General features: G+C 69.0%; 16 protein-coding genes. 4 read left to right on the top strand and 12 right to left on the bottom strand.

All coding sequences use genetic code 11. The features are described from left to right. Window positions 1-61: 61 nt before the first annotated feature. The gene (locus B4V06_RS01985; protein ID WP_123113166.1) at window positions 62-904 is read right to left on the bottom strand and encodes a Rieske (2Fe-2S) protein; all 843 of its coding nucleotides are present in this window, start codon (window positions 902-904) and stop codon (window positions 62-64) included. A gap of 232 nt (window positions 905-1,136) precedes the next feature. Between B4V06_RS01985 and ppc the strand changes: the two genes are divergently transcribed. Continuing rightward, window positions 1,137-3,839, top strand: a complete 2,703-nt coding sequence (ppc, locus tag B4V06_RS01980; RefSeq protein ID WP_498167068.1) for a phosphoenolpyruvate carboxylase — start codon at window positions 1,137-1,139, stop codon at window positions 3,837-3,839. 172 nt (window positions 3,840-4,011) lie between these two features. On the opposite strand, the gene B4V06_RS01975 is transcribed toward ppc, so the two are convergent. The 6 genes from B4V06_RS01975 to B4V06_RS01950 form a co-directional block, all read right to left on the bottom strand. Then, window positions 4,012-4,848 carry an arsenite methyltransferase gene (locus tag B4V06_RS01975; RefSeq protein WP_123113168.1) on the bottom strand — a complete coding sequence of 279 codons (837 nt, stop codon included), beginning with the start codon at window positions 4,846-4,848 and terminating at the stop codon, window positions 4,012-4,014. Beyond that, window positions 4,841-5,200 (bottom strand): ArsR/SmtB family transcription factor, encoded by a 360-nt coding sequence (locus tag B4V06_RS01970; RefSeq protein ID WP_123113169.1) that lies wholly within the window; start codon window positions 5,198-5,200, stop codon window positions 4,841-4,843. The genes B4V06_RS01975 and B4V06_RS01970 overlap by 8 nt, the downstream gene beginning before the upstream one ends. Window positions 5,201-5,603: 403 nt before the next feature. Further along, window positions 5,604-6,059, bottom strand: a complete 456-nt coding sequence (locus tag B4V06_RS01965) for a 30S ribosomal protein S19e (protein ID WP_123113170.1) — start codon at window positions 6,057-6,059, stop codon at window positions 5,604-5,606. A gap of 123 nt (window positions 6,060-6,182) precedes the next feature. Beyond that, window positions 6,183-7,526, bottom strand: a complete 1,344-nt coding sequence (hmgB, locus tag B4V06_RS01960; RefSeq protein WP_498167065.1) for a hydroxymethylglutaryl-CoA synthase — start codon at window positions 7,524-7,526, stop codon at window positions 6,183-6,185. A gap of 67 nt (window positions 7,527-7,593) precedes the next feature. Further along, the gene (locus B4V06_RS01955; protein WP_123113172.1) at window positions 7,594-8,826 is read right to left on the bottom strand and encodes a hypothetical protein; all 1,233 of its coding nucleotides are present in this window, start codon (window positions 8,824-8,826) and stop codon (window positions 7,594-7,596) included. A gap of 81 nt (window positions 8,827-8,907) precedes the next feature. Next, window positions 8,908-9,102 (bottom strand): hypothetical protein, encoded by a 195-nt coding sequence (locus B4V06_RS01950; RefSeq protein ID WP_123113173.1) that lies wholly within the window; start codon window positions 9,100-9,102, stop codon window positions 8,908-8,910. A gap of 189 nt (window positions 9,103-9,291) precedes the next feature. Here B4V06_RS01950 and B4V06_RS01945 point away from each other — a divergent pair, with 189 nt between their 5' ends. Continuing rightward, on the top strand, window positions 9,292-10,017 hold the full coding sequence (locus B4V06_RS01945; protein WP_498167061.1) for a guanosine phosphorylase: 726 nt from the start codon (window positions 9,292-9,294) through the stop codon (window positions 10,015-10,017). A gap of 25 nt (window positions 10,018-10,042) precedes the next feature. Here B4V06_RS01945 and B4V06_RS01940 read toward each other — a convergent pair whose 3' ends face one another. Continuing rightward, on the bottom strand, window positions 10,043-10,492 hold the full coding sequence (locus tag B4V06_RS01940; RefSeq protein ID WP_123113175.1) for a UPF0179 family protein: 450 nt from the start codon (window positions 10,490-10,492) through the stop codon (window positions 10,043-10,045). A gap of 146 nt (window positions 10,493-10,638) precedes the next feature. Between B4V06_RS01940 and tmcA the strand changes: the two genes are divergently transcribed. Continuing rightward, the gene (tmcA, locus tag B4V06_RS01935; protein ID WP_498167059.1) at window positions 10,639-12,960 is read left to right on the top strand and encodes a tRNA(Met) cytidine acetyltransferase TmcA; all 2,322 of its coding nucleotides are present in this window, start codon (window positions 10,639-10,641) and stop codon (window positions 12,958-12,960) included. 59 nt (window positions 12,961-13,019) lie between these two features. After that, a complete protein-coding gene (locus tag B4V06_RS01930; RefSeq protein ID WP_123114874.1) occupies window positions 13,020-13,208 on the top strand; it encodes a DUF8014 family protein in 189 nt (62 codons plus the stop codon). 26 nt (window positions 13,209-13,234) lie between these two features. On the opposite strand, the gene B4V06_RS01925 is transcribed toward B4V06_RS01930, so the two are convergent. From B4V06_RS01925 to B4V06_RS01910, 4 genes are all read right to left on the bottom strand, one after another. Further along, window positions 13,235-13,969: a GNAT family N-acetyltransferase gene (locus tag B4V06_RS01925; protein ID WP_498167056.1), complete on the bottom strand. Its 735-nt coding sequence runs from the start codon at window positions 13,967-13,969 to the stop codon at window positions 13,235-13,237. A 123-nt stretch (window positions 13,970-14,092) separates the two neighbouring features. Continuing rightward, window positions 14,093-14,569 carry a DUF8055 family protein gene (locus B4V06_RS01920; protein ID WP_498167054.1) on the bottom strand — a complete coding sequence of 159 codons (477 nt, stop codon included), beginning with the start codon at window positions 14,567-14,569 and terminating at the stop codon, window positions 14,093-14,095. Window position 14,570: 1 nt separating this feature from the next. Further along, entirely contained in the window at window positions 14,571-16,280 is a 1,710-nt protein-coding gene (locus B4V06_RS01915) for an FAD-dependent monooxygenase (protein WP_123113179.1), read from the bottom strand. Next, window positions 16,273-17,916: an electron transfer flavoprotein subunit alpha/FixB family protein gene (locus tag B4V06_RS01910; protein WP_498167051.1), complete on the bottom strand. Its 1,644-nt coding sequence runs from the start codon at window positions 17,914-17,916 to the stop codon at window positions 16,273-16,275. The genes B4V06_RS01915 and B4V06_RS01910 overlap by 8 nt, the downstream gene beginning before the upstream one ends. Window position 17,917: the final 1 nt, after the last annotated feature.

Raw genomic sequence — 17,917 nt, 5'->3', positions numbered from 1 at the left:
CGCGCGGGGAAAATCGGGAACTCACAGCGTCGCGAAGGACGGAACCGCGGGGCGGCCGGCGTTACTCGCTCGGCCGCGGGCGGGCGATGAACAGCGCCTCTTCGAGCGTGAACGGGTCGTACGTCGACTGGTGGCAGACGCAGTAGGTCCCGTTCTCGGCGTCGTACCGGGCGGACTCCTCTAACACCTTGTAGTCGGGAATACAGCAGAAGTGCGTACAGACGTTGAGGTACGCGATGAACCCCTGATCGGTGGAGGCCTCGAGCCACTCGTTGTCCGAGTTCGCGACGGCCTCCTCGATCCGCGGCGACCGGATGACGATGGCGTTCAGGTTGGTCTCGGCGTCCTCGGACCGCCACGTGACGGACGCCGGCTTCCCGACGCCGTCGTCGCCGATCCCGTTGCCCCACGTGTCGTAGTTGGCGAAGTCGTCGACGTGGATCCGCTCGCCCGCGTCGTACGTCTCGTCCTGCCAGTCGTACTTCCCGGGGGCGGCGCGGAACAGGTTGTCCGACTCGAACTCCGGCGCGATGTTCTCTTGGGACTCGACGCCGCAGTACTGGAACCACGCGCCGGTGTAGGTTTTCCCGCCCAGCTGCTCTTTCGCCACTTGGACTTCCTGTCCCTCCTGGGTTTCGGTCTGCGTCTCGGGCCAGATCCCCTCGATGAACCCGTCGTCGGTCACCTGCAGGGGAATCTGCGGGAGCCCGCGCGGCGCCGGACCGCCGGTCTGCCTGATCGTCGTGGCGACCGTCGCCCCGCCGCCGACCCCACCGGCGGTCGTCAGCGTGTTCACGGTCGCCGAACCCATCGCCCCGACGCCCGCGAGGGCCGCGCCCCCGACGACGCCCTTGACGAAGCGCCGCCGACCGGACTCGGCCGGATACTTGTCGGACTTACTCATACGCGTGGTTCGGGATGGATCGGTAAAAAGGGTGACGAACCCGCCACCCGAGGGGTCGGCCGACCGGAATCGGACGAAGCCGACCGATTCGGCTCGATTCGGCTCCCCCGTGACGGAGAGCGGTGACCGAGCCTCCGATCGACGCACGATCGATCGGGATATTCACTCGATACCGAGGCAAACATTCGTTCAGACATCGCATTTAACCCGCGGCGACGGGTGTCACTGTGGTATGGAGTTGCACAATCGAGACGTGCGGACGGACGTCCGGGAGCTCGGCGCGCTCGTGGGGGACGTCCTCGCCGCACAGGCCTCCACGGAAGCGTACGAGACGGTGGAAGCGCTGCGGAACACGGCGATCCGATACCGGCGAGGGGACGCGGAGAGCCGAGCCGGGCTCCACGAGTCGGTCGGCGAGCTCTCGTCGAACCGCGAGGAGATCGTCGCCCGCGCGTTCACCACCTACTTCGAGCTGATCAACCTCGCCGAGGAGCGCGAGCGCGTGCGCGCCATCCGGAACGCCGACGACGAGGGCGCACTGCACGACTCCTTCGAGGCCACGATCGCGGAGTTCGCGGAGCAGGGCGTCGAGCCCGACGAGCTGCGCGAGCTGTTAGAGGACGTGCTCATCGAGCCGACGTTCACGGCCCACCCGACCGAGGCCCGCCGGGCGACGGTGAAGGCGAAGCTGCGGTCGATCGCCAACCACCTCGAGGACCTCGACGAGCGCAACCTCACCGACCGCGAGCGGAACGCGATCTGGCGCGACGTCACCGCCGAGGTGACGAGCCTCTGGGGCACCCGACAGGTGCGCCAGCGACGCCCGGAGCCGGAAGACGAGGCGCGCAACGTCGGCTGGTACTTGGAGAACACCCTCTTCGACGTCGTCGGCGACGCCTACGAGGAGTTCGAGGAGACCATCTCGAGCGAGTACGACGACGTCGACTGCCCGAAGCTGTTCGAGTTCCGCTCGTGGGCCGGCTCTGACCGCGACGGCAACCCCTTCGTCACGCCCGAGGTCACCGACGAGACGCTCGAGCGCCAGCGAGCGGTCGCCATCGAGAAGTACCGCGACCAGTGCAAGCGGCTCTCCGCCGTGTTGAGCCAGGACGGCGAGCGGTACGCGATCGACGACCGACTCACCGAGTCGCTCGCCGACGACGCCGAGCGGTTCCCGACCGTCGTCGAGGAGGCCCGGGAGCGCTACCCCGACGAGCCGTACCGCCAGAAGCTCCGGCTGATGCGCGAGCGGCTCGACCGCGTCGACGACGTCCGACCCGGCGAGTACCCCGACGGCGACGCCTTCCTCGCCGACCTCAACGTGATCGCCGAGTCGCTCCGGGGCGACGGGCAGGACGCGGTCCGCGAGTCGTTCGTCGAGCCGCTCCGCCGGCAGGTGGACACGTTCGGCTTCACGCTGGCCTCGCTCGACCTCCGCGACCACCGCGAGAACCACACCGAGGCCGTCGCCGAGGCGGTCGCGAGCGAGGGGGTCGACTACCGCGAGATGGACGAGGCGGCCCGCGAGGAGTTCCTCACCGAGGCCATCCTGCAGGACGACCCCGTCATCGACCCCGACGAGCCCGGCGACGTCTCCGAGACGACCGAGCGCGTGCTTGAGCGGTTCAGCGAGCTCGCCGGCTGGCAGGAGGAGTACGGCCAGCAGGCGATCGACACCTACTGCATCTCGATGACCGAGGAGCCGAGCCACGTGCTCGAGGTGCTCTTCCTGGCCGACCAGGTCGGCGCCGTCTCGCTGCCGGACCACTGCGGGCTCGACGTCGTCCCCCTGCTCGAGACCGAGTCCGCGCTCAACGGCGCCGAGCGCATCCTCGGGGCGCTGTTCGACAACGAGGCGTACGCGACCGCGCTGGAGGTCCGCGACGACGTGCAGGAGGTGATGCTCGGCTACTCCGACTCCAACAAGGAGAACGGCTTCCTCGCCGCGAACTGGGACCTCTACGAGAACCAGCGCCGGATCGCGCGGTTCTGCCGCGAGGAGGACGTCACGCTCCGGCTGTTCCACGGCCGCGGCGGCTCCATCTCGCGCGGCGGCGGCCCGATGAACGAGGCGCTGCTCGCGCTGCCGAACGAGACCGTCACCGGGCAGGTGAAGTTCACCGAGCAGGGCGAGGCGATCGCCGAGAAGTACGCCAACCCGCGGATCGCCGAGCGCGAGCTCGAGCAGATGCTCGACGCGCAGATCCGCGCCCGCCACGAGGCCAACGAGGAGCCCACCGAGGACGTCCCCGAGGCGTGGGTCGACGCGATGGAGACGATGGCGCCCGCGGCCCGCGAGACGTACCGCGACCTGCTGAACACGGACGGGTTCGTCGACTACTTCGGGCAGGCGACGCCCATCTCCGTCGTCGAGGACCTCAATCTCGGCTCGCGGCCCGCTTCCCGCTCCGGCGAGCGCACCGTCGAGGACCTGCGCGCGATCCCGTGGGTGTTCTCGTGGACCCAGACGCGGCTCATCCTCCCCGGCTGGTACTCGCTCGCCTCCGGCATCGACGCCTACCTCGACGAGGTCGGCGAGGAGACGGGGCTCGAGACCCTCCGCGAGATGTACGAGGAGTGGCCGTTCTTCCGCACCACGCTCGACAACGCCGGGCTCGCGCTCGCTCGGACGGAGCCGGAGATCGCCGCCGAGTACGCCGACCTCGCCGACGACGAGCTCCGCGAGCGCTTCTTCCCGGAACTGATCGGCGAGTACGAGCGCGGACGCGAACTGGTGTTGGCGATCAGCGGCCGCGACGGGCTCCTCCGCCGCGAGTGGCTCGAAGAGAGCCTCGACCGTCGGAACCCGTACGTCGACCCGCTGAACCTGCTGCAGGCGAACCTGCTCGGGCGTACGCACCGCACCGAGGAGGAGGAGCGCACCCTCCGGCTCACCGTCAACGGCATCGCCGCCGGGATGAAGAACACCGGATAGCGGGGCGCACGGCGGTTCCGTCGGTACTCCTTTTATACGACGTGGGTCCGTTCGCGACCGAACGACTCCGTCGGCCGTTTCGGCGATTCCGCGGGCCGACTGGCGGCGTCGCCGCTCGGAGTGCGGGCGGTCGTCTGCACTCCGGGCGACGGCCGCCGGTACCGATCGGTAGTCAGGGGGCTCGCGGCGGCTTCCGGGCCTCGATAGTGGCCGAGACGAGATAGTCACCGAGGTTGCGGTCGGCGTCCCAATCGCTGATGAACTCCGTGCTCTCGTCTTTGGGCGCGATCTCGATCGCCTCGAAGCCGGCGCTGTCGAGCATCGCTTCGAGATCCGAAACGGTCGACGCGCCGGCGACGCAGCCGGTGAGCGAGTCCGGGTCCGTCTCGACGTCGTCGGGGAACGGCGCGGTTCGGACGACGTCCGAGACGGCGACGCGTCCGCCGGGTTTGAGGACGCGATAGGCGTCGTCGAACACGGGCTGTTTTTCGGGGGCGAGGTTGACGACGCAGTTCGAGATGACGACGTCGACGGTCGCGTCGGCGACGGGGAGGTGACTGATCTCGCCGAGCCGGAACTCGACGTTGTCGACGTCGTTCTTCGCGACGTTCTCCCTCGCTTTCGAGACCATCTCCGGGGTCATGTCGACGCCGATGACCCGGCCGCCCGGGGAGACCTCCCGCGCGGCGAGAAAGCAGTCGAAGCCCGCGCCTGAGCCGAGGTCGAGCACCGTCTCGCCGGGCGCCATCTCGGCGAACGCCTTCGGATTCCCGCACCCGAGACCGAGGTCCGCACCGTCGGCGACCGACGCGATGTCGTCCGTCTCGTACCCGAGGCGCTCGCTCCCGGTCGCGCCTTCGCTGCCGTCACAGCACCCGCCGTCGTCGACGTCGACACCGACGTCGCCGCAGCAGTCCGTCCCCCCCGCGGCGATGGCTCCGTAGCGTTCGCGCACCATCTTCCGAGTCTCTTCGGGGTCGCGCTCGTCGGCCGCCGGCTCGTTACTCACGGCTACCTCGCAGGTCGTCGAGCGTTTCGAGGAGAACCGCAGTCGCCTCGGTCGGTTCGTAGTACCGCCAGGACCCCTCTTTACGGCGCGTGACCAGTCCCGCGGTGTACAGGCGGGAAAGCGCTTGGCTGACGGCGCTCTGGCTGACCCCGACCGCGGCTTCGAGGTCGCAGACGCAGACGCCGTCGTCGGCGGTCGCGACGCGGCGAAGCAGCTCGTATCGCGTGTCGTTCGCCATCGCGGTCAGTAGTCGGAGGTCCGTCGCCATGGCGTCCGAGTCGACGTCTCCGGGCGGTGCACAGCAGGCGACGGTCCCGTCCGCGGTTTCGTCGGTGACCGTTCCATCACTCATATCAACTATAGCTTATACAAGCGTCTACTAATATGTGCCGCTGAGGAACCGCGCACGACATCGGAACGCGCCGAAACCGTCGCTAAATCCGCTATCACCGCCATCTGACCCCGTAGGTACGCTCGCGGGAGGAGTGTGCGCAGAGACGCTTTCCGAGGGCGCTTTTCGAGCAACGCCCACGTTCGAGGGCGTGTGAGCCGCGGACGGACGCGTTGAGGCGCCGGTCTCGACTACTGAGTAGGAATTCTATATAGCGGTATAAGATATACTCGCGAGAGAACGGCGAGCGCGTCGCTCAGACGGATCCACCGGAGGAGGGGCCATCGGCGTCGGAATCGCCGGAGACGCGACCGAGAGCCGCGGCTGGAGCGGGCGAACGGTTCAGAAAAAGCGAATCGGCGGTCTACGCGTAGCGTTCGAGTTCCGGGCGGTCGAGGTCCTCGAAGACCTCGGCGGCGACCTCGGAGAGGAACGCCTCGCCCTCGTCGGAGAGGCGGCGGCCCTCGCCGGCGGCGGTCGTCACGAGACCGTCCTCCTCGAGCGCCTGCAGCGACGCGCGGATGAGCTTGCGGGAGCCCGAGGAGTGGCGGCCGGGACGGACGATGTAGCGGTTCGAGCCGCGCTTCTTCGAGCCGTACTCGGTGGCGAGCCGCTCGATGCCGATCGGCTCGTTCTGGGCGACCTTGCGGAGGAGGCTCGCGGAGCGCACGTACCAGAAGTCCTCCTGTTCCGGCGGGAGCTCCTTGCCGGAGCCGCTCTTGGCGAACTCGACCCAGTCAGGCTCGTCGATCCGGTCCTCGAGTCGTGCGGCGACCTCCTCGATGAGGGCGTCCGCCGGCACGTCGTAGATGGTTACCATTGAGTATCGATTCACCCTAGCGTCGTTTAAAACCATCGTATCGGGAGAGCCCCGTGTTAGCCGTTTTCACGGGGTTGCGGGCTTCTACCGGGACCTCGGGCGAGGCGAACGCGGGCGGAAGCGCTACTCGACGTACTCGTACTTCCGCTCGTTCATCCGACCCCAGCCGGTGAAGACGAACTCCCCGTCGGGCTGGGTGAACTCCTCGATCTCGCGTTCCACGTCCATGTCGTACTCGTGGACGTCGTGGACGTCCTCGTACTCCTCCCACGTGAGGTCGTATCGCTCGGCGAGCTGGTCGTCGATGTCGAGCCCCTCGATTTCGGCGCGCCATCCCTCGCGGACCGTCTCCGCGTGGATCTCCGCCTGTGCGCCGGAGCCGTACGAGGCGACGAGCAGCGTCTCGCCAGCGAACGACCGGTCGCGCGTCAGAGCGTCGCGCAGCGCGCTGACGCGGGCGATGTGGACCGAACTCGTGTACCAGTTGCCGACCTCCCGGGAGAGCCCCAGCGTCGGCTCCACGACGGTGTCGTACCACGTCTGGTACTGGTCGGTGGTCTTCAGCTCGTCCATGTAGTCGCGAATGGCCGCCTCGTACGCCTCGCGGTCGGCGAAGTCGGCCTCGCGCGGCTGGCGGCCGATCTCGTCTGCGAGCTCGTCCTCGTGCTCCGTGTCGCGGATGACGTGCCGGTACGCCAAGAGGGCCGCCTTCCGGACCATTCCCGGGAACGGCGTGTGGAACGGGGCGTACGCGAAGTCGTCGAGTTCGATGTCGTCGGTGACGGACTCGTAGTCCTCCAGCGCCTCCCGCATCCGGGAGAGGTACACTTGCACGGAGCGTTTCCCGTCGACGCTCGGGAACTGCTGGTTCGGCTTCAGGAAGTCCGTCTCGTCCTTCGAGCCGTACCCCTGATCGGTCGAGAGCGCGACGATGGAGGGGTCCTCGTCGATCAGCATCGCGACGGCGCCGGCGCCCTGCGTCGCCTCACCGGGGTCGCCGCGGGCGTACAGCGCGGTGTCGGTCGTGATGACGATCGCCGGCCGGTCGCGGTTCCGCCCGGCGCGGATCCAGTTGTACGCGTCGTCGATGGCCTGCGTGCCGGCCAGGCAGGCGAACTTGCGCTCGCCCTTGTTGGCGTGGGTGAAGTCGCCGTCGTATACCTGTTCGAGACAGCCCGCGATGTACGTCGACACCGGCTTCGAGTGGTCGAACGCCGACTCGGTGGCGACGTCGATCCGGCCGATGTCCGCCGGCTCCAGCCCCTTCCGGTCCATCAGCCCCTTCGCGGCGTTCGCGCCCATCGTGACGATGTCCTCGTAGACGTCCGGGAACGAGGAGTTGTTGAGCCCGAGCCCCTTCGTGTACTTCTCCGGGTCGTCGCCCTTCTCCGGCGCGAACGTGCCCGGTAAGTCGAGCTTGAGCTTCCCGGTCCAGATCTCGACGGCGTCGATGCCGACTTCGGTCATGAGCGGTTGTTCATGAGGTGGGCATATGGCTTTGTCGATGGTGGGTTACGTCGATTGTGGAACCGATTTAGCGTGATCTGATTCGAATATCGAGACTCTTACCGGATTGCTGTATGTTCACAATCGAGGATTCTGTTGTAATGCTATCACGAAGATTGTTCAGTTCCGATTGAGTTGCACTTTCATAACTTGCCGCATCGAACAGATCGCGCTCTCCCTGCGCGAGTCCGATATCATTTGCTGCTTCTGTGGTCAATTCAAACGTGTTTCCGTCGATGACGACGGTTTTTTGACTCCAGTCACCACCTACTTTCCCGCCGGGATCATCTCTAATAGTGACTTGGATTGCGTTCGATGAGCCGTCAGAATTTTCAATATCGAAGTTTGTGTTGATCTGCTCATTATTTTTAAGACCCATATACGAAATCACATTAACAGTTGCAGGGCCTCCGCTACCCCTGTCACTACCTCCAATAGCCGCATTATCGTTTTGTGCCGCTTCTTCTGGCGCTTCCCCCACACCGACTGTATCCAAAGTCAGGTTCTCGGCAGTCGTATTGAGCGTCAGGTTGTAGACGCCGTCGCCGTTCGCATCGTCCGTAACACCTCTGTAGATATCGCTATCTGTCGGGAGATCGGTCTCGTTTTTCCAGTCGTCCTCGCTCAGCCGCGTCGGAACGGTGACGGTCAGGTCGCCCTCAGGAAGCGTCTCAGTGACGTTGTCGGCCGGCCGGAGCTCTAGCGTTACCCGACCGGCCCCGCTCCGGCGGAACTCGTTCTGGAGGGCTACGACCCGGACTTCCCCGTCACTGGTGACGAGCTCTTGATCCTCGATCACCGCGATTCCGCCGCCCTCGTCGCGAGCGTCGACGTAAAGCACGGAGGCGTCGTACCACGTCGGCGACTGGTCGATTTCGTTGTAGCCTGGTCGATACTGGATGAATCGGGTAGAGACGTTCACAGACTCACCGGAACCCTCAATCGTGATATTGTACGAATCCGTCGTCCGTATGGTCCCAGCCGGGTCTGGCGGATTAATCGCGAATATGCGGGTCGAATAGGTGGTGCCCAGCCGAACCGTCTGATACTGCGGTTGGTCGACACTCCCAGCTTGCAGAATCCCCGCTCTGAGCTCGACGAGGTCGTTTCGGACCTCCTCGAAGTGCTCGAACTCCGTCTGCGCGTTCTGCTGCGGGACCACCTGCACCTGATACAGCGAAAGCGCGAGGATCAGGAACCCGAACAGAATCACGGTCCCGATCACGACCGACTGGCCCCGACGGTCGTGGCTGAATCGCATTAGGAGATATCGGACCCGGACACGTATAAAAGCCTCCGCCCGCCGTCTCAATCGCGATAACCGTCTCCGCGACCCCGCACCTCACTCGCCGCCCGCTTCCCGTCGCGCCGTCAGCCACGCCGACGTGGCGGCCACGACGCTCGCGAACCCGCCGACCAGCACCGCTTGCGTCCAGTTTGCCCCGAGCAGGTACCCCGTGACCAGCGTGACGAGCACGAAGGCGATCACGACGGAGCCGATTGTCGGAGCGAACGAGTCGGGGTTCGAATCGGTCATACCCGGATCTGCCCCGGCCGGGCGATAAACCGGCCGATCGACCGAGGGTCGGGCCGGTCGTAGTATCGGAGTGAATTGAGCGTCCGCACCGCTAATAAATTGTATACCGCGATATCAAATCGGCTTCGCGGCGCTCACCCCCGTCTTCCGACCGGTCCGTTTTTGCGCGCGGCGGCTGTCTCCGCGCGTATGGCGAAACAGCCGCACCTGCTGGTCGAGGAGGGCGACGTCCACGAGACCGCGGTCATCCCCGGCGACCCGGGCCGCGTCGACCGGATCGCGGATCTGTGCGACGACAGCGAGCTCGTCGCGCAGAACCGCGAGTACAAGGTCGTCAACGCGAGCTACGAGGGGACGGATCTCACGATCTGCTCGACCGGGATCGGCTGCCCGTCGGCCGCGATCGCCGTCGAGGAGCTCTCGCGGGTCGGCGTCGAGACGTTCCTCCGGTGCGGCACGTGCGGCGCCCTGCAGGCCGACATGGAGGTCGGCGACATGGTGGTCGCGACGGGCGCCGCCAAGGAGGAGGGAACGAGCAAGCGCTACGAGTCGGTCGAGTACCCCGCGGTCCCCGACTACGACGCGCTGCGCGAGCTGGTCGGCGCCGCCGAGGCCAACGACGAGGAGATCCACGTCGGCCCGATCGTCTCCGACGACGCGTTCTACAACGAGGACGAGTCGTACGTCGCCGACTGGAACGACGCGAACCTGCTCGCGATCGAGATGGAGGCCGCGACCGTCTTCGCGCTGGCGCGCCGCAAGGGGCTCCGGGCCGGCGCGATCTGTACCGTCGACGGCAACCTCGTCGCGGGCACCCAGAAGGGCGCGGACTCGGACGACGAGCTCCCGGAGAAGGCCAAGGACAACGTCGAACGCGCGATCCGGATCACGCTGAACGCGGTCACAGAGCTGTAGGCGGCGTCGCGCGGCGGGGTTCTCTCTACTCGTCTTCCGCTCGGAACTCCACTAGCGTCAGGTCCCGGTCGAGCGCGCAGGTGTCGTGCGGCGGCTCGCCGAGCACCTGGTCGATCACGCGCTCGTCGTCGAAGTCGGCGCCGTCGGGGACGCAGTAGCCGTGGCTCGGGCACTCGGTGTGCGGGCACGGCCCCGCGAGCGAGACGCGGCTGCCGGCGTACGCCTGCTTCGACGGGACGTTCGCTGGGACCGGCGCGGGCTCGACTTCGACCGCCCGGACGCCGGCGTCGTGGACGGCGCAGTCGAGAACCTGCGCGTTCTCGCGGATCCCCGTCACGCGGTACCGGGTCCCCTCTGAGAGGTTGAGACACTGGCTCCGGTAGGGGCACCCCTCGCAGTCGGGCGACTCCCCCTCGTAGACGAACTCGCGCCCCGTGTCCGCGAGCCGCGTACCGATGAGCGTGACCGTGGTCATGGGCGACACGACGCTCCGCGCCGCCGTAAGCCTCCCGCCTCGCGGGGGACGCAAGAGAGGCCCGGTCGGTCCGGAGTACCGACCGCCGGGAGCGCAAGCCGGAGGGCAAGACACATCCCCGGCCCCCGGCAACGACGACCGAACGAATGATCGCGGGGCTCGCGCGGGACGCGAAACGAGAGGCGGAGGCGGCGAACGAGCGGCGCGTCCTCGTGTGCGCCGGCGACCGCGACCGCGGGATCGACGCGGCGTACGACGCGATCGAGGCGGTCGACCCCGACTCGACCGCCGTCGTCTCGACGCGCGATGGGTTCCGGTTCGAGGAGCACCGGCCACGGAACGCGGACGAGCTGCTCGGGCGCACCCGCGAGATCGTCGTCCTCGACTGTCACGAGCGGTTCGTCCCGAACGCGCTCGGCCGGTGCGTCGGCGCGGTCGACGGCGGCGGCCTCCTCGTCCTCCTGACGCCGGCGCTCGACGAGTGGCCGGCGGTCCGCGATCGCTTCGACGACTCGCTGGCGGTCCCGCCGTATACCATCGACGACGTCACGGGGCGCTTTCGCGAGCGGTTGGTCGACACACTGCGCGCGCACCCGGGGATCGCGATCGTCTCGCTCGGGGAGGACGGCGGCGAGGACGACGTCGTCGAGCGGGACGGGCTGACCGGCGGGCCGGTAGACGGAGCCGGCCCGAGAAGCCAACCGACCGTCCCGCCGGACGCGACGTTCCCCGCCGCGGCGTACGAGGCGTGTCTCACGGCCGATCAGGTCCGGGCGGTGCGCGCGTTCGAGTCGCTGTCGACCCCCGGCAACGCGGTCGTCGTTGAGGCCGACCGCGGGCGGGGGAAGTCGAGCGCGGCGGGGCTCGCGGCGGGCGCGCTCGCGCTCGCCGGCGCCGACGTGCTCGTCACCGCCCCCGCGGCCCGCAACGCCGCCGAGGTGTTCGCGCGGGCCGAGGAGCTGATCGGGGGATCCGACGCCGAAAGCGACGGGGCTCCGCTCGGGGAGAACCGCCGCGTCGACGCGCCGGGCGGCGGGCGCGTGCGGTACCTGCCGCCCGCCGAGGCCGCGGAGCTGCCCGGCGACCCCGACGTCGCGATCGTCGACGAGGCGGCCGCCCTCCCGGTGCGGCTGCTGGAGGGGTTCCTCGACGGGTCGCTCTCGGTCGCGTTCTGCACGACGGTCCACGGCTACGAGGGGGCCGGCCGCGGCTTCGCGATCCGGTTCCGCGAGCGGCTGCTCGACGGCCCGCTCGCGGTGCGGGACGTCCGCCTCGACGAGCCGATCCGGTACGCGCGGAACGACCCGGTCGAGGCGTGGGCGTCGCGGGCGCTCCTGCTCGACGCGCGGCCGGCGGTCGACGAGGCGGTCGCGGGAACGGCGGTGGCGGACGCGACGTACCGGACGCTCGCGCCCGACGACCTGCTCGCGGACGAGACCCTGCTCGGGGAGGCGTTCGGACTGCTCGTCGCCGCTCACTACCGCACCGAGCCGAACGACCTCGCGCGGCTGCTCGACGCTCCGAACCTCTCGGCGCGGGCGCTCGTCGCCGAGGGGCGGGTCGTCGCGGTCGCGCTGCTCGCGCGCGAGGGGGGGCTCGACGCCGAGACCCGCCGGGCGATGTACGAGGGCGAGCGCGTCCGCGGCAACATGGTGCCGGACGTGCTCACGAGCCAACTTCGCGACGAGGGCGCCGCCGAGCCGCGGGGGATTCGGACCGTCCGGATCGCGACCCACCACGCCGTCCGGGACGAGGGGTTCGGCTCCCGCCTGCTGGAGGAGATCCACGCCGAGTTCGGCGGGGCGGGCGGTGGGGTCGACGGCGCGGGGGGCGGCGACCGGGACGAGGTCGACTACTTCTCGGTCGGCTACGGCGCGACCCCGCGCCTGCTCCGGTTCTGGCGGCGGGCGGGCTACCGGACCGTCCACCTCTCGACCTCCCGCAACGACGCCTCCGGCGAGTACTCGGCGATCATGGTGCGACCGGTGACCGCGGCCGGCCGCGACCTGTGCTCCCGCCACGCCGCCGCCTTCCGCGACCGCGAGCGCGACGGGCTCTCCGACGCCCACCGCGACGTCGACCCCGACGTGGTCGCCGGCGCGCTCCGCGCCTGCCCGGCGCCGGTCCCCGTTGACCTGACCGAGACCGAGTGGCGCTCCGTCGTCGGCGCGTCGTTCGGCCCCGGGATGTACGACAGCGCCCCCGGCGCGTTCCGCGACCTGGCGATGGCGGCGCTCGTCGGCGTGGACGACGGCTCCGAGGCGGGCTCGGCCCTCGACGCCCGCGAGCGACGCCTGCTCGTCCGGAAGGTGTTACAGGGTCGGCCGGGCGCGTCGGTCGCCGACGAGCTCGGCTACGTCTCCACGGCCGCTTGCATGCGCGCGCTCGGCGACGCGTACGAGCCGCTCGTCGAGCGGTACGGGACGGAGCTCGCGCTCTCGGAGCGCGACCGGTTCACCGTCGAGTGACCCCGCGGCCGCGGCGGTTCGGGGCCAACACCGAAGGCGGTCGCGAACGGAGAGCCGGTATGACCGCCGATGCGAACGATCCCCCGACCACCTGCACGGAGTCGGACTGCGACCGGCCGGCGGCCGTTCGCCTGCGCGTGCCGTGGGACGCGGACCGCGCCGTCTGCCCGGCCTGTGCGCGGGCGCTGGCCCAGCGGGACGGCGTCGTCGCGGAGCCGCTCTCCGGTCACGAGGACGCGTGGCCGTGACGGGTTGAAAAGGCGTTCGGGACCGCTTACAGCGACCGCGCCATCATCACTTCGTCGACGTATTCGCCGTCGATCTTGTAGTGGTCCTCGCGGGTCGCCTCGGTGTGCCACCCGTGCGTCTCCAAGAAGTTCCGTGCCTCCTCGTTGGTGGCGGGGACGCTGTTGTACAGCTTCTCGAAGTCGTTCTCGCGCGCCCAGGTTGACCCCTTCTCCAGCAGCGTCGTCCCGATTCCGCCGCCGCGGTACTCGTCGAGGACGCCGACCGTGAGCTTCGCCGTGTGGCGGAGCTTCCCGGTCTGTGGGAGGTCGAGGTGGACCCAGCCGACCACCTGTTCCTCCACGGTGGCCACGAAGAACATCCGCGACTCGGCGCTGTTGTTCCGCAACAGGATCTCCTCGTAATCGATCAGGTCGGCGACGGTCTCCGCCTCGATGTACGACCCCTCGTTCGCCACCTGCCGGATGATGCCGACGAGCCCCGAGAGGTCCGCCTGTCGCGCGGTCCGGATCGTGAAACGGCCGTCGTCGTCGTGCTTGTGGACGACTCCCGAGTCCGTGTCGAACGCGATCTCGAGCTCGCCCTCGTCCTGCCGCACGTAGCCGTCGCGTCGCAACACGGCGAGGTGGTGGCCGAACGCCTCCTCGTCGAATCCGAGCTCGCGGCGCACCGCCTCCGCCGAGACCGACCCGCGCCGCTCCACGTACTCGTAGATGTCTTTCCGGTCACGGTTCTCGATCGAAACGCGTTGCGCGAGCTCCATGGTTCGTGGTACCACACAACAACAGATAAGTATTCCCCACGATCGATCGTGTTTGTTACTTCGCCTGACCGCGGGCGTGGGGTCGCGGTTCGCGGCGGCCCGCGACCCACGGCGGCCTGCGACTCACGGCTCGTTGCGATGCGTCCCCGTGAGCAGCGCCGCCACGTCGGTGATGTCGTGCGTGTCGATCAGCAGTTCGGCGGCCTCGCGGACGGTCGCGTCCGGGTCGGCGTCGACCCCTCGACACCGGGCGTACACCGCCAGCCAGTCGCTCGTCGCGGCGTGAAGGCGGTCGAGTTCCCGCCCGGAGAACCTGACCGGCTCGTCCGCCGTGCGCGCCTCCACGTAGACGCCGACGACCGGCCCGAGCCCGTCGCGCGCCGCGACCAGCGCCGCCTCCTCGCGGTCCGAAACGGCGGTTCCCGCGAGTTCGAGCCCCGCGTACCGCGATCCGCCGTTCGCGACCGTCGGTCCGTCGTCCGCGTCCCTCGACTCGTTCCCGTCGACGTTCCGCGGGGGGTCGAACCGTTCGCGCGCGGCGCGGGCGTCCGCCGCGAGCGACGCGATCCGGTCGGCGTACCGAGAGCGCGTCCCCGCCACGTTACCCTTCCTTGAACTCGACGCCCTTGCCGCCGCTGGGGTGTTCCCACTCCGTGTCTGCGACGACGGCGCAGGTGCCGCACTCGACGCACGGCTGCGTGTCGAGGCTGACGACGCGCTTCTCCTCGCCGTTCGTCCGAACCGTCTCGTCGCGGTAGCAGCCGCCGCCGAACTCCTCGGCGCTCACCGGACAGGCGGTCACGGCGGCCCCGCTCGCCTCGTAGCTCTCGTCGCGGAGCTCGATGTGCGGGTCGCCGACGTCGTAGGTCAGGTCGCCGATCCGGTCCGCGAGGTCCGGCGGACGAACGCCGGCCTCGTCGTCGGCGGGCGAGCGCTCCTCGATCGGCTCGCCGAGGACCTCCGCGATCCGCGTCGGCACGTCGACGTACGAGAACCGGGTGTCCGGCACCATCCCGAGCAGCAGCGGGGAGTTGAACGCGCGCTCCGCGAGCCCGTCGAAGGCCCGCAGGCCGGCCGCGCCCAGCGACGACTCGACTAAGGCGCTCCCGATCCGGTTCACGGCGTCGTGCTCGGAGACGGCCCGCGTCGCCCGGTAGCGTCGCGGGCGGAGCTTCTCCATCACGCCCTCCTCGCGGAGCTTCCGCTCGTAGAGCTCTCCCGCCTTCGAGGCGTCCCCTCGCGTCCGGGCCTCGACGAAGGCCTCGGCGGCGAGCCCGCCGGCGGTCACGGCGTGGTTCATCCCCTTGATGATCGGCCCCTGCGCCTGCATCTGGCCGGCGGCGTCGCCGACGAGCAGGAGCCGCCCGCGGTGCGGCGAGGGATGTGCGACCTTCTTCGAGTCGGGAACGAGCTTCGCCGAGTACTCGCGCTCCGCGTACTCGCCCTGGAACCAGCGGTCGAGCAGGGGATGCGTCAGGAGGCCGTCGAGCAGCTCGTGCGGCTCCGCCCGCTGTGCGGTCAGCGAGTCGAGGTGGAACACCGTCCCGATCGACAGCGAGTCCTCGTTGGTGTAGAGGAAGCCGCCCCCGCGGACGCCGTCGAACAGGTCGCCCGAGAACAGGTGGGCCGCGCCGCCCTCCGGATCCACGTCGAACCGCTCGTTGATGACGTCGGGCTCCATGTCGACGACCGCCTTCACCCCCTGGAACCAGTCTTCGGGGTCGTCCCAGTCCATGAGCCCGGCGTCGCGCGCCAGCTCGGAGTTGACGCCGTCGGCGGCGACGACCAGGTCCGCGCGGATGGGGTCGAGCTCGTCGCAGGTGACGCCGACGATCTCGCCGTCCTCGCGGAGCAGGCCGTTGACTCGGACCCCCGTGAGCAGCCCGCCGCCGGTCTCGCGGGTCAGCTCGTGGACGCGCTCCGCGAGCCACGAGTCCATCCGTCGGCGCAGCACCGCGTCACACCAGTCGGTGTCGTGGTTGTGGATCCGGTCGAGGTCGAACGTCTTCACGCGGTCGCCCGCGACGTTGTGCATGTGGTACTCGTCGATCGGGCGCTCGGACGCCGCCTCGCGGAACCCGGGGAACAGCCCGTCGATCGTGTAGGGCGCGGACTCCTCGGCGTAGATCAGCCCGCCGGAGACGCTCTTCGAGCCGGCGTCGACGCCCCGCTCCAAGACGAGCGTCTCGACGCCCTGCTTGGCCAGCGCCGCGGCCGCCGCCGCGCCGCCGGGGCCCGCCCCGACGACGACGGCCTCGTAGTGCTCGTGATCGGCCGATTCGCCGGCGTCGACCGCGTCGGCGTCAGTCATCGGCCACCCCCTCCATCGCCGCGACGGAGCCGTCGCCCTCGACCGCCGCCGTCAGCCGGGGTAACACTTCGAATAAGTCGCCCTCGACGAAGTAGTCGGAGAACTCGCGGATGTCGGCCTCGGGGTCGTCGTTGATCGCGATGATCGTGTCGGACTCGTCCATGCCGACCTTGTGCTGGACCGCGCCGGAGATGCCGGCCGCGACGTACACGTCTGGCTCGACGACCTGCCCGGACTCGCCGATCTGTCGCTCCTCGCTGATGTAGTCCTCGACGTGGCTCGCGAACTCGTAGGAGGCGGTGATGACGCCGCGCGAGAGTCCGAGCGCGGCGTCGTCGAACGCGTCCACGAGGTCGACGCCGAGCTCGATCCCCTCGGTGGGGTCGTCGCCGATCCCCCGACCGAGCGCGACGATCACGTCGTGGCCGGTCAGGTCGATGCCCTCTTCCAGCCGGTCGTGCTCCACGACGTCGACCTGGAACCAGTCGTCCGGGAGGTCGAGGTCGTGTTCGACGACCTCGCCCTCGCGCTCCGGGTCCGGGTCGGGGAGGTCGAAGGCGCCCGGGATGACGCTGGCGCCCTGCGGGTGGAAGTCGCGGTGCGGCTTGTCGATACAGAGGATAGTCGAGTACTCGAACCCGGAGAAGTCCGGGCGGGGCATGTGGAGCACGCGCTCGAACTCCTCGCTGTCGCCCGGCTTCCCCGTCTTCGCCGGGTTGGAGATCATCGCCTCCTCGATGTACAGGTCCGAGCAGTCGGAGGCGAGCCCGGAGTCGAGCTCGGCCTGCACGAGCGCGGAGAGGTCGCGCCCGTTGTGCGTCGCCGGGAACACGGTGTAGCGGGGCTCGTGGTAGTCGCGCCACTCCGCCTCGAAGTCCCGGCACATGTGCACGAACAGCTCCGTGTACGGCTTGTGCCGGAAGCGGTCGAGCCGGTCGTCCTCGTGGTAGACCGCGCGGTCCGCGCCGTAGGCGATCGCCTCCTCGGCGAGGTCGGCGACGTCGTCCCCGATGAGGACCGCGATCACGTCCTCCTCGTCGCCGTATCGCTCGGCGTAGTCGTCCAGCAGCTCGTCGGCCTTGCCGAGGATCTCCTTCGAGGCGTCGACGAGCTCGCCCCGCTGGGTCTCGCAGTACACCCACATGTCGCGGTACGTCTCGCCGGAGACGCCCTCGACGTACGTCTTGTCGGCGGTCGGATGGTCGAGGTTCGGGTGTTTCTCCTCCGGCGGCACGTACTCGGCCGCCTCCTCGTCGTCCCCCTGCTCGGTTCCCTCGATCGCCTCGATCCGACTCTCGATCCGCGTGATCGCGCCGTCGCGGTCCTCGCCGTCCCGTTCGCGGTCGAGCAGCTCGCGGAGGACGTCGGGGTCGTCGACCCCGCGAACCATGTTGGCGACCTCCGCGATCGACAGCTCCGCGGGGTCGACCTCGGCGGGATCGACGTCCTCGTCACCGCCTTCCGCCTCCGATTCCAGCGTCTCGATCCGGCTCTCGATCAGCGTCTTCACCGGGGCGCGGTCGGGGCCCTCGCTTTCCAGCTCCAGCATCTCCTGCAGCTCCCCGAGGTCGTCGACGCCGTTGACCTTCGGGCCGAGGTCCGCGATCTCGTGGTCGGTGGGGTCGATGTCGACCATC

Source organism: Halorubrum sp. B53 (genome assembly GCF_059752395.1).
Note: the sequence above shows the minus strand (reverse complement) of the source record. Positions and strands in the feature narration are given on the sequence as shown.

Coding starts and splice junctions, on each gene's coding strand:
- B4V06_RS01985 (WP_123113166.1), bottom strand. CDS start 904: ATGAGTAAGTCCGACAAGTATCCGGCCGAGTCCGGTCGGCGGCGCTTC.
- ppc (WP_498167068.1), top strand. CDS start 1,137: ATGGAGTTGCACAATCGAGACGTGCGGACGGACGTCCGGGAGCTCGGC.
- B4V06_RS01970 (WP_123113169.1), bottom strand. CDS start 5,200: ATGAGTGATGGAACGGTCACCGACGAAACCGCGGACGGGACCGTCGCC.
- B4V06_RS01965 (WP_123113170.1), bottom strand. CDS start 6,059: ATGGTAACCATCTACGACGTGCCGGCGGACGCCCTCATCGAGGAGGTC.
- hmgB (WP_498167065.1), bottom strand. CDS start 7,526: ATGACCGAAGTCGGCATCGACGCCGTCGAGATCTGGACCGGGAAGCTC.
- B4V06_RS01955 (WP_123113172.1), bottom strand. CDS start 8,826: ATGCGATTCAGCCACGACCGTCGGGGCCAGTCGGTCGTGATCGGGACC.
- B4V06_RS01950 (WP_123113173.1), bottom strand. CDS start 9,102: ATGACCGATTCGAACCCCGACTCGTTCGCTCCGACAATCGGCTCCGTC.
- B4V06_RS01945 (WP_498167061.1), top strand. CDS start 9,292: ATGGCGAAACAGCCGCACCTGCTGGTCGAGGAGGGCGACGTCCACGAG.
- B4V06_RS01940 (WP_123113175.1), bottom strand. CDS start 10,492: ATGACCACGGTCACGCTCATCGGTACGCGGCTCGCGGACACGGGGCGC.
- tmcA (WP_498167059.1), top strand. CDS start 10,639: ATGATCGCGGGGCTCGCGCGGGACGCGAAACGAGAGGCGGAGGCGGCG.
- B4V06_RS01930 (WP_123114874.1), top strand. CDS start 13,020: ATGACCGCCGATGCGAACGATCCCCCGACCACCTGCACGGAGTCGGAC.
- B4V06_RS01925 (WP_498167056.1), bottom strand. CDS start 13,969: ATGGAGCTCGCGCAACGCGTTTCGATCGAGAACCGTGACCGGAAAGAC.
- B4V06_RS01915 (WP_123113179.1), bottom strand. CDS start 16,280: ATGACTGACGCCGACGCGGTCGACGCCGGCGAATCGGCCGATCACGAG.
- B4V06_RS01910 (WP_498167051.1), bottom strand. CDS start 17,916: ATGGTCGACATCGACCCCACCGACCACGAGATCGCGGACCTCGGCCCG.